At 68.4% G+C, this 14,203-nt stretch carries 11 protein-coding genes and 3 pseudogenes; 6 read left to right on the top strand and 8 right to left on the bottom strand.

Annotated features, from left to right (window positions below):
• Positions 1-125: 125 nt before the first annotated feature.
• The 5 genes and pseudogenes from C0216_RS33410 to C0216_RS33405 all read right to left on the bottom strand — a co-directional run bounded on the left by C0216_RS33410 (position 126) and on the right by C0216_RS33405 (position 3,048).
• Positions 126-617 carry a hypothetical protein gene (locus tag C0216_RS33410; RefSeq protein ID WP_162793074.1) on the bottom strand — a complete coding sequence of 164 codons (492 nt, stop codon included), beginning with the start codon at positions 615-617 and terminating at the stop codon, positions 126-128.
• Positions 618-849: 232 nt separating this feature from the next.
• Positions 850-1,449, bottom strand: a pseudogene (locus C0216_RS11105) (IS110 family transposase); the annotation flags it as partial.
• Between the two features lie 58 nt (positions 1,450-1,507).
• Positions 1,508-1,710 (bottom strand): annotated as a pseudogene (locus C0216_RS35305) (hypothetical protein); the annotation flags it as partial.
• A gap of 131 nt (positions 1,711-1,841) precedes the next feature.
• Positions 1,842-2,645: a CPBP family intramembrane glutamic endopeptidase gene (locus tag C0216_RS11095; protein WP_162793166.1), complete on the bottom strand. Its 804-nt coding sequence runs from the start codon at positions 2,643-2,645 to the stop codon at positions 1,842-1,844.
• A 19-nt stretch (positions 2,646-2,664) separates the two neighbouring features.
• Positions 2,665-3,048, bottom strand: coding sequence for a hypothetical protein (locus C0216_RS33405; protein ID WP_162793165.1), 384 nt, complete (start codon positions 3,046-3,048; stop codon positions 2,665-2,667).
• A gap of 383 nt (positions 3,049-3,431) precedes the next feature.
• Here C0216_RS33405 and C0216_RS11090 point away from each other — a divergent pair, with 383 nt between their 5' ends.
• From C0216_RS11090 to C0216_RS11070, 6 genes and pseudogenes are all read left to right on the top strand, one after another.
• Complete coding sequence (locus C0216_RS11090; protein ID WP_114055107.1) at positions 3,432-3,767, top strand: histone-like nucleoid-structuring protein Lsr2; 336 nt, start codon at positions 3,432-3,434, stop codon at positions 3,765-3,767.
• A gap of 777 nt (positions 3,768-4,544) precedes the next feature.
• Positions 4,545-4,676: a hypothetical protein gene (locus C0216_RS34965; protein WP_281277917.1), complete on the top strand. Its 132-nt coding sequence runs from the start codon at positions 4,545-4,547 to the stop codon at positions 4,674-4,676.
• Between the two features lie 2,191 nt (positions 4,677-6,867).
• A complete protein-coding gene (locus C0216_RS11085; protein WP_162793164.1) occupies positions 6,868-7,293 on the top strand; it encodes a hypothetical protein in 426 nt (141 codons plus the stop codon).
• A gap of 58 nt (positions 7,294-7,351) precedes the next feature.
• Positions 7,352-8,650: a ParM/StbA family protein gene (locus C0216_RS11080; RefSeq protein ID WP_114055105.1), complete on the top strand. Its 1,299-nt coding sequence runs from the start codon at positions 7,352-7,354 to the stop codon at positions 8,648-8,650.
• A gap of 25 nt (positions 8,651-8,675) precedes the next feature.
• Positions 8,676-9,066: pseudogene (locus tag C0216_RS11075) on the top strand (transposase); the annotation flags it as partial.
• A gap of 344 nt (positions 9,067-9,410) precedes the next feature.
• Entirely contained in the window at positions 9,411-10,340 is a 930-nt protein-coding gene (locus C0216_RS11070) for a hypothetical protein (protein ID WP_342777148.1), read from the top strand.
• A 111-nt stretch (positions 10,341-10,451) separates the two neighbouring features.
• On the opposite strand, the gene C0216_RS11065 is transcribed toward C0216_RS11070, so the two are convergent.
• From C0216_RS11065 to C0216_RS11055, 3 genes are all read right to left on the bottom strand, one after another.
• Positions 10,452-11,048, bottom strand: coding sequence for a helix-turn-helix domain-containing protein (locus tag C0216_RS11065; RefSeq protein WP_114055104.1), 597 nt, complete (start codon positions 11,046-11,048; stop codon positions 10,452-10,454).
• Between the two features lie 88 nt (positions 11,049-11,136).
• The gene (locus C0216_RS11060; RefSeq protein ID WP_114055103.1) at positions 11,137-11,709 is read right to left on the bottom strand and encodes an adenylate kinase; all 573 of its coding nucleotides are present in this window, start codon (positions 11,707-11,709) and stop codon (positions 11,137-11,139) included.
• A gap of 388 nt (positions 11,710-12,097) precedes the next feature.
• Entirely contained in the window at positions 12,098-13,279 is a 1,182-nt protein-coding gene (locus C0216_RS11055) for a hypothetical protein (RefSeq protein ID WP_246042473.1), read from the bottom strand.
• Positions 13,280-14,203 lie beyond the last annotated feature (924 nt).

Raw genomic sequence — 14,203 nt, 5'->3', positions numbered from 1 at the left:
CGGGCGGTCCCCCGTAGAGCAGCCCACCTCATCGCCCCGTCCCCCTCGCCCCTGCCCCGTTTGCCTTCGGAGCTCCAACCCGCCCCGCGCTCAGTCATGCGTCGGCAGGCTGAGCCAAGTAGTCGTCAGACTTTTCGCGTGTGCAGTGAACCCTCGCTTCGCTGCCCAGCGTGACGACGTGTGGTGACCATGTGCAGCACGTCGTAGACGACGTCCAGCACCATTGCCACGGCATCCACCGCCCGCCCGGGTGTCTGCTTGACCGCGCCGCCCCGCTGCGCCGCGCAGACCGCGACGGCAGCGGTGCAGAGACAGAACAGGCCCATGCCTATCGGTAGACCCGAGACACCGGCGTGCGGTTCCATGAAGTACGGGATTTCAGCGGCAAGTTCGAACGCAATGGTGAACGCGAAGGCCAACGCGATGACGGCGCCCGTGAACGCCCGGGTAACAGTGCGGTGGACTGGTCGTGGTCCACGGACACCGCGCAGGCGGAGGATGTCGTCGAACGGCTGCGCCCGGCGCTTGGCTTCCTCAACGATGTTCCCGGCCGCCCTGCGTACGGCACGGTGGCTGACCGTAGGCCCCTTGCCGACGCGGCGAGCTTTCCACCGCATGTACTGGCCTTACCCCCGTTGCGGAACAGAACAGCATGACCGGGTCAACCAAAGGTGTTGAGCATCCAGTCCACTTGAGAGTTCGTACGATATCCCTACGCACAACGATCCTGTCAAGTCGATTGCATTTACAGTGCGTTCGGGTGTAGGCGGGATCTGCGCTCGCCGTATGGGGCTGCCGACGGCGAGCGCCGCGGGCACCATCGTCGAGGGGTACTCGGCGTGGTGACGTCCGACTGGGGGCGGCCTTGCGCAGTGCGGCCGGGGATCCGTGGCGCTCGACGGGCCGGCTGACGGCAGGGTGGTCCGGCCGTAGACCCAGGACCAGCTTCCAGTCATGCGTGGAACCGGATGAGCAGGCCGCGTATCCGGTCGCTGGTGCGGGTGGCTTCTGCGGCGAGGTCCTGGCCGAAGCCTTTCAGGGCGGTGAGTTCGGCGGTGATTTCGTCGGTCAGCTCGAGCGGGCGCAGGCTGTGCGGCGTTGTCCGGACCGCATCCGCGATCACTGCCGCGTCCTTCGCACCGGCTTTCGCCTCGCCCGGTAGAGGTAGGCGATCCGTCGCATGGCGAGCCCGGGCAGGTAGGCGCCCACGCAGCCGGCGTCGCGGGCGACGGTCAGGGGCAGGGCGCCGATCGAGGCGGGCTACCACGATGGCCAGGGCGGTGGCGAACTTGGCCTTGAGCTCTTCGAAGACGGCGCGCAGCTTCGGTTCGCTGTTGGGCATCGGCTTGTCGAAGACCTTCTTCCCGGCCGGGGTGAGCCCGTGGCCGTGGGGGCGGTCCTGCCGACGTCCATTCCGAGGAAGACGCCTGTGCCTTCGGTGCCCGACATCGCATGCCTCCGCAGGCGTTGACTGTGTCGGCCTCGGCGGTGGCACCGTGCTCGCGCATCAACGGGTACCCCGAAGAGGTGGTTCCAGCTGATGGGGCGGGGTGGGTTCGTAGAAGGTGCCGTCTCGGAGCATCGCGAAGAGGATGTCGGCTCGGCGTCTGGCGAGGCAGAGGAGGGCTTGGGCGTGCCGGCCCCCTTGACTGATCTTCTTGTCGCATCAGCTGCGGGAGGTCGGTTGGCCGGGGCAGCGAACGCAGAGAGAGGAAGGCTCGTTTGGGCGCCGGATCCGTCGCCGACGTCGATGAGGATGCGCCCTCGGTCCTGATGCCGATCCCCGGCATGGACGTCAGGACCTTGGCAACATCGTTTTCAGAAAAGGCTGAGTACCTCGCTCACTGCATCGCGGACTCGCCTCCCGAGGCCTTGACCGCGCCTGGCGCAGTCAAGCCGGCGACCCGCCGGTAGAGCCCAAAGGCACAGCCGGCGAAAGCCAGGTACAGGAGCGCCGCGGAGACGGGGTTCGCCAGAGGGAAGAGCACCTGTGCCGGGACAAGGGCGGCAGCGAGGTTGAAGCCCAGGTGCAGGAGCACACAGGGCCACAGCACGCGCGTGTGTTCGTAGATCAGGGCCAGGAGCACCGCCAATGGCAGGGTCGAGGCGAACTGCACGGCGTTGCCGTGCAGCAGGCCGAACACCACGGCGGTGACCAGCGTGGAAGCGAGGATGCTCACCCGCTTGCGCAGCAAGGGGTAGACCAGCCCCCGGAACAGGGCCTCCTCCCCCGCAGGAGCCGCGACCATGGCGAGCAGCAGGGTCGTCAGCACTCCGGCCGCGTGCCTCGTCTGGTTCGACGCGTCGAAGCCCGCGGACCCGGTCGTGGCGTAGATCCACAAGGCCGTCGACTGCCCGGCGAGGAATGCCAGAACGGCGCAGCCGACGGCGGTCCGCCCGAAGCGCGGAACTTCCACGCGCGGCCGCGGGGCCGGCGCATGCGCGAGCCACTGGGGCCGCTGGATCCTCACTGAGCCGACCAGGATGACCACAAGCATGCCCAGGACGCAGGTCGCGACGATGGGCTCTCCGATGAGGCTGACTGCGACGGTGCCCAGACCGAGGTAGACCGCGACGACGGCGAACGGCACGAGGGCGCACCACCCGATGCCGAGCAGACGCGAAGTGGTCGGTGGCGTCGTCATGGTCTCCTCCTGTACGGGCTCAAGCACCCGTGGTGATCTGTATCGACTGCTCGATGTCGATGGCATCGGGGTCGGCGTCGAACCCGCTCCAGGGATGGGGGATGGTCTTCGGCGCGGCGACGCGCAGCGGGCGGGCAATCGAGATCGCATCGCGCACCGGCCGGCGGTTCGCGTACAGCACGGGCATGACGTCGGAGACAGTGCCGAGCCCGGCGAGCAGACGCAGCAGGCGGGTCTCCCAGCGCTTCTCGGGCCGGTGCACGCAGGTGTATGCCTCGATCGCCTCGCAGAGGACGTGGGCACCGCAGACCCCGGTGTGGGCGTAGGCCTCGTCGATCCGGCGCGGGTCGACAGTGATGTCCGCGGTCGAGCCCGGCGCGAACTCCTCGTGGTGGTCGGTCACCAACGTCGTCCAGCCCGGGACACGCGCGGCGGCGACACTGCGGTGGCCGTTGATATCGGCTCGTTCTCCGTCAGGTACTGATCCGACCATCCTGTGCGCTGACACAGCGGCGTGAAGAGGTCGATGTCCTCGTCGGTGAGCGAGTGGTCGTCGGCGGCATGAAGCGTGGACATGGTGGAGGCCCTCTCGATGAGGTCGCTGGTCGGTGGAGAACGAGGTACGAGACACCCTTGCAACGTTGCTGCGATTTTAGCAGTAACAGTCACTCCTTCTGCCGATTCACCAGCATCTTTGAGCCTCATTCGTGTTCCAAATGGCGCACTTATATCGAATGAGTTCGACAGGCTTTCCAAAGTCCTTGCGCATCGGCTACCCTCACTGGTATGGCTATTCGAAGCATTGTCGAGTCAGATCTCAGCGGTAAGCCGGATGCGGCTACCGTGACCTTCGGCCTGGGAGACACCTGGTACGAAGTCGACCTCACAGCTGAGGAGAAGAAGGCCCTTGAGGCTGCGCTGAAGTCGTACCTGGAGGTCAGCCGGAAAGCCGGGAAGCCTGCGCCCAAGAAGCGAGTCGTACCTGAGACGACTGCCGAGGAGCGAGACAAGATCCGCGCGTGGGCCAAGGAAGAGGGCTACGAGTTCGCGGATCGGGGGCGCATCCCGAAGAAGGTCATGAAGGCCTACGACGAGGCTCACGGCATCGATCGGAGCAACTAGCGCCGAGCCTGATGCTCGCCTCCGGGCCGATTTCTCTCATTCACCCCCAAGGGGCCCTGCAGCACACTGCAGGGCCCCTCGCGCGTCTTCAGACCGGATGGATCACATGTGGTCCCCACAGCTCACACTGCTCACACTCGAGCCGTGCAGCGGATGGTGCCGTGCGAGAAGTGCCCGGCACATCCGGCATGAGCTGCTCCTGGCTTCGCTTCGGGCATCCGGGCTTCCGGCAGAGGTCGCGGAAGGCCGTGCACAGTACCTGAGCCCCGGCCTCGCGGAAGGCCCGGGCGGCGTCGACCACCTGCTGGTTCTGCTGGAATCCGGCTGCTTCCGGGCCGACCAGTCGGCGGGAAAGATGATGAGCTCCGAGCCTGCGTCCCGCACATCGGTTCCACCCTCGCGTCAGCCCCTTGGACAGTGCTCCGAAAGAGGCACCGGCCGGGTGACGTTCCTGGGCCCACGGCCGCGCCAGGCGTCGTCGAACGCCTTACGCATGCTCTTCGCCTCGTTCCAGCTGCGGGAACCGGCGACCAGGACGACGTGCGAGAACGATTCTCGAATCATTTCAGCAATCATTCGATTCTCCTCTCCTGGTGACTCGGCGGTCTCCACAGCTGGAGTCGAGAGCCGCGGTCCTGGCCTCTGTGCCGGCGCGGCGGCCTGCGTGCCGCTGCCCCATTCCGGCCGCCCGGTACTGGACCCGATCACGGCCAGTCCTTCTCCCGTTGGAGCTAGACGCGAATCCGATCGTCACCACACATCGGCATGAGGTGGACGATGTACATTGCGTCACCGCTGCGGGGGATGTTCACGGTGACGACCGTGCTGTTCTCGTCGTCAGTCGAGTCGACGTCGTCGACGTCCCCGACTTCGCCGGAGCGCATCCTCGGCAACGGCTTCGCTGTTTGACTTCTACAACTTCGGCACGCAGCGGGCTCCTCCATCGCAGGACGAGTTCAGGCCGGGGCCATGTCGTGGTGTGCCTCTTCGTGGACTCGAGTGGAGTAGCGACCATCGAGTGCGGACCCCGGCGGGTCCGCGCGATCTCGATGTTCAGCCCAGCTCCCGTGGCGGCCCTGTCGGCTGACGACCCGGAAGGTTCCGCTGGGGTGATCTACCCCGGGCCGGATCGCACTGCCGGCCACCGCGCGATGCGTCACTTCTCGGCTGCGCCAGGCCCTGCGTGCCCGCCCATCCACCACCGCACCGTTCGCCCCTGCCCACACGTCTGTGGACGACTGCGGCGGGGCGGTGTCGGGGGTCGTCTCTCAAGCGCAGGGCCGGCATGGCCAGAGGAGGCTCCGGCGACCGACGGACCGGCGAGCCAATCGACCTCTGGGACCCCTCGGCCATGTCTGACACGTCATCGGAGCGGAGTGAAGAGGCCGAGCGGAGCGAGGGTCCTCAGGACACGTGTTATCAGATTCCCTTATGCCCTTTCACTTCTCTGTCGCCATCCCACCGTTCCCCGGCTGGAGCAGTGGCGAAAGCCTGGAACATCAGGGGAAACGGGCCGTACCCTCTCGACTCGTACCCCTCCCCCGTTTCGTTCAGCGGGGGTACGGGGCAGGCTGTCTCCCCTGGTCATCACGTCTTCGGGCGGTACTGCTGTTTTGCCGTTCGGGATAAGGCCGTACCCCCGTGCCGAGCCAACCTCGTGAGGCACGAACGAGGCGGGGTACGGGTCTGCTCGCGACGGGGCACAGCTCCGGTGAATCCCCTTGCCGCCGCGGGCGGCACAGCCCTCGCCCAGCAGCGGATCCGTCCTCTCGCGCCGTCGCTCCGGCCGTGGATGACGCTCGACTTCATCGCTCGCCGCTGACGGCGCAGCCGGCCTCGCACCATCGTGCTGCGCCGACTGCACCAACCTGGCTTTGCTGTGCCGCAGTCGTTGCTCCGGTGCTGCTGCGGCAGCGTGCCGGCGCACGTCACGCACCTCGGCCGAGGCGGGCGTTCGGCACTGCCTTGTCGACACGATCCGGCCCCGGCCGTGTTTCGTTCGCGCTTGCACGGCAAGCCCGGGGCGGTCTCTCGTGGACGCATCGGAAGAAGAGAGCCCCGGCTGCTGCGACCATCTGCCCATCGGGCACAGCGAGCAGCTCGAGGGGTATCGGAGCGTTGTCGCCTTCCTCCAGGCGGTGGCCTCCACAGTGATGCCTCCGAGCCTCTTCCACCCCCGCGGCCCATGCTGCGCAAGCACGTCGTTCCTCCCACGCTCGCTGGGCGTGGGGGCCTACTCCCCCCTTCGACCCTTCTCTCTCTGCGTGACCTCGTCGGGTCGATGACGCCCCTGTGCCGACCGCCGCACCGGCACTGCGTCGGTGTCCCGCTCAGAGCTGTGCCGGCCACGCTCCGCCGGCGTCCGTGACCGTCGCAACGTACCCGCCGGAGGGCTGCAGCAAGGGGTGCGGTCAGGCCTCGCGGCCCCGTGGATCAGCGCTCACCTCGCGTCTCTGCGGTGACCCATCGGAACGTGCAGGGGCCGTGACCGGGACACGTACGAAACACCGACTGCTGCTCCTGGGTCCCTCGAAGTCCCACGCGTGTCCGCACGGCATCTCGCGCGCGCCCCAACGGTGCCGCCCCCGTGTCGCACACAGTGCCCTCGGAGGACACATCTGCATCGGGAAGCCGGGTGGTGTCTCTCACGAGACACAGTCGGGACACGAGTGGAAGCCTGCGTGTGCCCCCGTGCGGCTCACCCGAGACCACGCCCTGACGCCAGGTGTCTCGCAGGTGTCCCGTGCGAGCCCTTGCTGCGTTGCACGGGGGGCTCATGGGCGCATGGCGCCCCCGGCTTGCGCCCAGCCGTCTCCGGCAGGGGCACTGCGGCGTCTCACGGGCGCCACCACCAGAGACGACTTACGACACCAATGGAGCCTGACTCGTGTATCGAGTGGGACTTGCATGGGCTTCGACAGGGACACTAGAGTCGACTCATAGCGATTCACATTCAAAAGAGAACATGAAGGGTGGTGAGTCCATGTGACAAAGCGAGAGACATCCCGCGAACGACCGGATGGAGTGCAGGAGCGAGTGGCAGGGCGAGGTGGGTGCGATGGCGAATCGGCCGAGTGAACCTCGCAAGGTCCGCTGGACCGTGCCCGCTGCCGACACCTCGGTGATCGAGTGGCTCGATCAGCAGGAGAACATCTCGCAGTCGCTGCGACTGCTCATTCGGGAGTCCATTCAGCGCGACGGATACGTCGACGTCTACTACAAGCCCGTCGAGCAGCTGCCGCGTCGCGGCCGGCCGCCCCTGGAGAGCACCGAGCAGCGCGAGGACGACGAGGCGGTCACCGAGCGCCGTCCGGCCGCCATGCCCGTTCGGCGGCCACAGCCCGTGGTCTCCGACCAGGCCGACGCCGTCGTCGAGAAGACGGCACCAGCGCCGGTGGCCCGACCCGAGCCGGTTGCAACACCTGTTGAGACGGTCGAGGACCCTGCGGTAAGTGCCACCGGCCCGAACCCGGAGCCTCCGAAGCAGGCCTCCATTGACGAAATCATGGCGAGTACTCGGCGCTGAGTGACGCGGTGAATCTCATTTTCCAGGCAGACGACACAGACACCGAGGGACCGAATTCATGAGCGCCAACAGCAACGACATCATCACCCTCACCGGCGGCATCGACGTCGGCAACGGCTACGTCAAGGGCGTCATCCAGAATACGAAGCGGGAGATCTTCGACGAGATCGATCTGCCCAGCGCAGTCGTCTCGACGTCCCGCACCTCGCCGAAGGTGCCGCTCCCCGACGCGGATGCGGCCTCCGTGATGGCCGGAGACTTCTACAACCAGATCGACTGCTCCCTCACCACAACCCTGGTGGCGGCGTCGGACCGCCGGATCTTCGGCCGGGCAGCGCTGAGCGTGCGCGGCTCGAAGTTCACCGAGTTCGAGGTACTGGGCAAGCACTCCAAGGCTGATCAGGAGCTGAGCAAGGTCCTGGTCCTGGGTGTCTTCGCCGCGAAGGCCCTGCGCGACTACGTCCGCGAGAACGGCGCGCTGCCCGCTCACGAGCTGCGCGTGCAGGTACGCGCCGGCCTGGCGCTACCGATCTCCGAGTTCGTCGCGCGCCGCCACGCCTACGCCGCAGAGTTCATCGGCCTGCTGGGCAGCTCCGACCCCGCGGTGCACCTGGTGACGATCAAGAACTTCAGCACCCCGGTCTCGGTGCGCCTGCAGTTCGTCGACGTTCAGGTGATGGCCGAGGGTGCCTCCGCGCAGTTCGCCATCACCGACAAGGGCGAACCGCTGGCCCAGGCTCTTCTCGATGATCTGCGCACTCGCGACGCATCCGTGGTGGAAGGGGTCTCGGCCTCCGATCTGGTGGCGGTGCAGAACACCATCGGTGTCGATGTCGGTGAGGGCACCGTGAACTTCCCGGTCTTCACCGATGGGCGTTTCAACCCCGAGGCGGCAGCCACGCTCGACGAGGGCTACGGCACCGCGCTGATGAACGCCATGGAGCGCATGAGTGAGTCGGACGCCACGCTGCAGTTCTCCTCGCGCAAGCAGCTGGCGGACTTCCTCCACGCGAAGCCGTCTGTGCTGGTGAGGAATCGTCACCAGCGCGCCGTCGGCTTCGTCGAGGACGAGGCCGGCTACCTGGTCGACGAGATCGTCTCTTCCTTCGGCGACGTCCTCTCCCAGGCCGGTGCGACGACCGAGGTCGTCTACGTCTACGGCGGCGGCTCGGGCCCCATCAAGCACCTGCTGCACCCTGCGCTTCTGAAGGCCGCCGGCGATGTGCCCGTGCTCTACCTCGACTCGAGCTACTCGCGGCACCTGAACCGCGAGGGCCTGTACATCGCGGCACGGCACGTCGAGCAGCAGGCCCTCGCCGCGAAGCCCGCGGGCAAGCACAGTAGGGCGGTGTCTTGATTGGCGATAGATCGTTGCTCCGGGCATGGACATGGTTGAACGACTGGTGCCGGACGGGCTGTGGGAGATCTTCCAGGACGTGGCGCCGGAGCCGCCGATACGTGCTCAAGGCGGAGGTCGGCGGCGGTGCGACGACCGTGCGGTCCTGGCCGCGATCATCTTCGTCGCCCCTCGGGCTGTACTTGGCGGCAGTTGCCGCCGGTCTTCGGTGCCTCCTGGCAGACGGTGCACCGGCGTTTCGCAGACTGGTCAACGGCGCGGGTCTGGGCCAAGCTGCACCGTGTGGTCCTCGATCGACTTGGTGTGAACGGCGAGCTGGACTGGTCGCGCTGCGCGATCGACTCGGTCAGTGTCCGGGCGGTCAAAGGGGGCCGATGACTGGACCGGCGACGCCTGGTTCAGCGAAGCGCAGTTCTCCGGCATGGCCGGGTTCAGCCGGGCGCAGTTCTCCGGCACCGCCAGGTTCGACCGGGCGCGGTTCTCCAGAGAGGCCGGGTTCGACCTGGCGCAGTTCTCCGGCACTGCCTGGTTTGACAGGGCGCGGTTCTCCAGCAACGCCTGGTTCGGCGAGGTGCAGTTCTTGGTGACTTCGTGGTGGGGCCCGGTGGTGTGCGGGGGGACGGTGGATTTGTCGGGAGCGGTGTTCGGGGCACCGGTAATGCTGGAGGTCGCGGCGAGACAGGTGATGTGTACGCGGACCCGTTGGCAGTCGACCGCGACCGTCCGGGTTCGCCATGCTTCTGTGGATCTTGGGCATGCGGTGTTCGAGGCCCCTCTCGCCCTCACCGCGATCGTGGACGAGAGCACGTTGTCGGGGAGCGGGGCGGTGCGAGTGGTGTCGGTGCAGGGGGTGGACGCCGCGCATCTGGTGCTGACCGACACCGACCTGTCCGACTGCCTGTTCTCCGGGGCCTTCCACCTCGACCAGCTCCGGCTGGAGGGCCGCACCACCCTCGCTTCCACCCCCACCGGCTGGCACCGCAAGGGCATATCCCCGGTCCGCTGGACCCGTCGGCGCACGCTGGCCGAGGAGCAGCACTGGCGGGCGCAGACCGCCGGACAGCTCTCTGTCCCCGTCGGCGCTCCGCCCGAGCTCGGCCGGTGGCGTACCGGCCTGCACCACCCCGACCCCGTCCTTACCCCGGACCCCGACGACATCGCCCCCCTGTACCGGCAGCTCCGCAAGGCGTTCGAGGACGGCAAGAACGAACCCGGGGCCGCCGGCTTCTGCTACGGCGAGTGCGAGATGCGCCGGCACGACCGCAGCGGCACTCCGAAAGCTGAACGCCGCCTGCTGTGGGCGTACTGGCTGCTCTCCGGCTACGGTCTGCGCGCCGGCCGCGCCCTGGGCTGGCTCGCCGCGGCCATGGTCGCCACCGTCGTGCTGCTGATGGCCTTCGGCCTGCCGATGTCGTCCCCGAAGCAGAAAGCCACCGGCACCGTCCCGGCGGGCGGCGGCACCGTCACCTTCGTCATCGACAAGCAGGACGTGAAGAACCCCACCGGGGACAGGTTCACCGGCAAACGCTTCGACAAGGCCCTGAACGTCACGCTCAACTCCGTGGTCTTCCGCTCCAGCGGCCAGGACCTGACCACCATCGGGACCTACATCGAGATGACCTCCCGCGTCCTCGAACCCGCCCTCCTCGCCCTCGCCGTCCTTGCCATCCGTGGCCGCATCAAGCGCTGATGTTGTCGTGGTCGCTGGGGTTGTCCGCGCCGCAGGTGCAGCCCCAGCCACGGCCGGCGTGCTTGGCGGCGGCAAGGTGGCCCAGCCGGATTTGTGATGGATGGACTTCTGTCACTGGGCGGGGGTGCGGGCGGCCTGGGCGAGGAGGCGTTCCCAGGTGCGGGTGGAGCTGCCGTGCTGCTCGGCCAGGGCGGCAGCGAGGCGCGTGCGGGGGGTGTCCGGTGAGGCAGTGAGGGCTTGTGCGGCGAGGCGGAGGCGGGGGTCGTCTGCGTAGGCGTGCGCCTTAGTGGGGCCGCTCTTGCCCGGGGGGCGTCCGCCGCCCTGCCCTTGGCGGGGCGGGGTGTCGCGGCGGGCTTCGATGTCCTGGCGGGTCCAGAGGCGGAGGCCGTAAACGGTGGTGCCTCTGGGGAGGTAGTTCTGGCTGGCGTACGCGCGGATGGTGCCGGGTGTCACTCCGAGGAGGGCTGCGGCTTCCTGGTCGTTGAGCAGGTCGTCGGGGTGCGGTGAGGCGGGCAGCGGGGGGATGGGCTGTCCGTTGAGGTAGGCGTGGACCTGGGCCTGGTCGTAGACGAGTACGCGGCCGTCGAAGAGGGCGGGTACCCGTTGCCGGAAAGCTGGTGCGTCCCGGCGTCTCCAGGTGGTGAGGGGGACGCCGGCTCTCTCGGCGATGTCCCGTTCGTTGATCACGGGGCGGTTGCGGGGGATCACAGGGTTCCTTCGGGCTGTCGGGGGCGGCGCGCCTTGTATGCTGGGGGTGCTTCCCCGCGCCGGCGTCAGCTGGTCGTGGAGATGCTGGTTAAGGGCCGGTGGTGTGCCGGGCCGCTCGTGAGCGGCTCTCCGCCGGCCCTTTCGCTGTCTGCTGCCTCCAGCGCCGGACTTGGCGCGGGCTGCGGAGCCGTACGACCTCGACCCCCAGGCCGGCGGTCTCGGCTATCTGCCGGGCGTACCGGGGCCGGTTGGTCCGGTACTTGCGGATCGCGGTGCGCAGCAGGGACCGGCGGGCGAAGAACGCCGCGGACCAGGTGAGGCGCCGGGCCTGGGCGCTGTCCTCGCGGCCGGCAAGCTGGCGCAGGCTCCGGCGGACGATCCGGTACAGGATCAGCGGCAGCGGGAAGTCGAGCCAGATCAGGGTGTCGGCCCGGTGCCAGACGACGTCCGCGAGCTTGGAGAAGTTCCCTTCGACAATCCATCCGTCGGTCGCGGTGATCGCTGCGGCCTGCCGGCGGAACTCCTCCAGCGGCAGCGGCCCCTCGGGGGTGAACAGGATGTCGTCGAGGTCGGTGTGGGGTTCGTTCAGTTCCGTCGAGAGCCAGCGGGCGAGCGTCGATTTCCCGGTGGCCGGGGGCCCGAACAGTGCGACCCGTCGCATGTGCGCCTCATCTCTGCAAGGTTTGACACAAAAAACCTTACAGCATTTTGAGCCGTCCATGTCGGTCTGCAGGCCGCTTCGGGTGCCGCCGGAGGCGGCTCCTTGGCCCCGCAGGGGCGGGCCCGCGACCGAAGGGAGCTTCAAGGGGCCCGGCGCGCAGCGCCTGCCCGGAGGGCAGAAGAGAGCCGCCCGTGGCCGCAGGCCACTCAGGGGGCGGCGTTTCCCCTGGGTCCGCCCCGCGACCGAAGGGAGCTTGAAGGGGCGGACGCCAGCCGCTTGCGGCTGTCCTTTTCCCGCGCGCCCGCCCCCTTCATGATCATCACGAAGGGGGCGGGGCGGGTGGTCCGACCGGGGGCCGGACCCGGTGACCGGGTCCGGCCCTGCGGTTCTACAGGCGGGGGAACAGGGCTCGTGCGGCCTGGGGGTGGCGGTGGAGCATCCGCAGGAAGTCGCCCTGGAACGCGGCTCGCCCGGCGGTCTCTGCGGGGCTCATGTCGCCCACTCCCTTCTTCGTCTTGACGATCACCCCGTCCATGATGCTGATTCCTGCGCCCCCCAGGTCGCTGAACACGTTGGTGCGCAGGTGCAGGAACACCCCCGCGTCCTGCTCGGCGATCGTCACCGCGTAGGCGAGATCGGCGAGCGGGTAGACGTACGCCTTCCGCGACCGCTCCACGGGCTCGGACAGAAGCTCGGGGCGCAGCCCCCGGAGGTAGTGCGCGAGCGTCGCCCGGGTCGCCGTCCGCAGCGGTACGTCGATGTCCTGCGGGTCGAACTCCCGGACCACGGGCCGCCGCCACATTCCGGCCGTGCCGGTGGTGCACACGCGCGTGATCTCGTCGTACATCCGCCGCAGCTTGCGGTGGATGTAGGTCAGGTCGGCGTGCAGATCCGGGCTGGCCAGGCTCTCCCAGCCGTCCGGCAGGCGGTACTGCGCCGTCGCGGTGGCCGTGTGGGTGGAGAGCGCCGGTACCGGCTCCAGCACCCGCAGGGCGTCCCCGTCCACGATGTCCGTGCTGATCAGCGCCCCCAGAACGGACGCCTCCTCGACGATGCGGCGCGACCGGACGGGGGAGAGCCGCCCCGCCCGCACCGCCCGCGCCGCGACGGCCGCGCGCTCGGCCTGCGTACGGCCCACAAGGTGGGCGTGGAACCGCTTTTCGCCCTGGATGGACTCGCGGTCGACGGTGTGGGGGTCGTAGCTCCAGGAGACCACCGGGCTCAGCTGGTAGGCGCGGCAGTGCTCCGCGAACCGGGCCGCAATGACCCCCAGCGCCCGGCCGAACTCCGGCGAGTGGTCGTGCAGCCCCGGACGGGGCTCGGTTCCGGCCGACATGAGCATCAGCTCGTACAGGGCGTGCGGGCTGCGCTTGTCGGTGAGGGCGTATGCCTCGTCGGCCGACATGTTGATGTGCGCGAGCACGTTGGTCCAGCCGTAGACGTCGTGGACGGTGCCCATGCGGCGGAGGCCGTTCACGTACCCCGGGAACCCCTTCGCCGGGAGCGAGTCCACGACCGGGATGTCCCTGCGTCGGTTCTCCAGAGAGGCGGGGAGTAGCTGACGGGTCATTCGATTTCCTTCCCTAGACACTGGTCGCCGGTCGGGGTGTGCCGCCCCTTCCGACAAGACAAACTTTACAGCATTTCGCACCACGAGTCAGCGAAAACCGCAGGTCAAAGCCGGTTTATTGGCGGGCCCGGTGGGGAGTGCCGGCCGGGGGTCACAGCAAAGGGCGGTGATGGCTGGCCCGGTGCGCGCAGCTTGCTGCGCAGGGCCAGCCACCAGGCCGGTGAACGCGCCGAAGGCGCCCGGCCTGGCGTCCCGCGCTCGCGCGGGATGGTCTGGCGGTGAACGCGCCGAAGGCGCCCGCCAGACCACCCCGGAGGGCCGCCAGGCCCTCCGGGGCGTCCCCGCCCGACCTGTGACCCCCGGCCGCCACCCCCCACCGAGCCAAGAAGGGCCGCATCCACGAACACTGGACAGCGTGGCAGCCAGAGCACGCCGAGCAGGGCGGGGACGGTGCCCATGCGGCGGAGGCACGCATTGCGTCGATGAGCCAGTCCACGGGCACCAGCCTGCGGAACATGGCGAACCAGCCCGGGGTGCTGGTGTCCAGACGCTCCACCTCGCGGGCCAGCGGCCGACGGCTGATGCCAGAGATCGCGCCTTCGACTGCGGCGACGCCCTGCTCGGCGAGGGCGTCGTCGACATGTAGTAGAGGAGGGTGTGCTCGGTGCGCCCGGGCATGGCGATCTCCCCGGAAGATGTGATGGATTCGGCAGTGAGACCCCCGGCGCTGCTCTGCAGCGGAGCGCCTGGCTCACGGCTGCACTCCTGGCGTGGACGTGATCTTCCGAAGGCCAGACCGGATCAGCTCCGCTGATCATGCAGAAACGGCCGGAGCTGCGGCTGCTCGCGTTGTTCATTCACCGACACGCTCTTGGGTACGACGACGTCGTGGTCTTCCACGGTCGTGTAAGGCCTGGTGAGTGC

This window comes from Streptomyces globosus (genome assembly GCF_003325375.1).
Classification (GTDB): domain Bacteria; phylum Actinomycetota; class Actinomycetes; order Streptomycetales; family Streptomycetaceae; genus Streptomyces; species Streptomyces globosus_A.
Note: the sequence above shows the minus strand (reverse complement) of the source record. Positions and strands in the feature narration are given on the sequence as shown.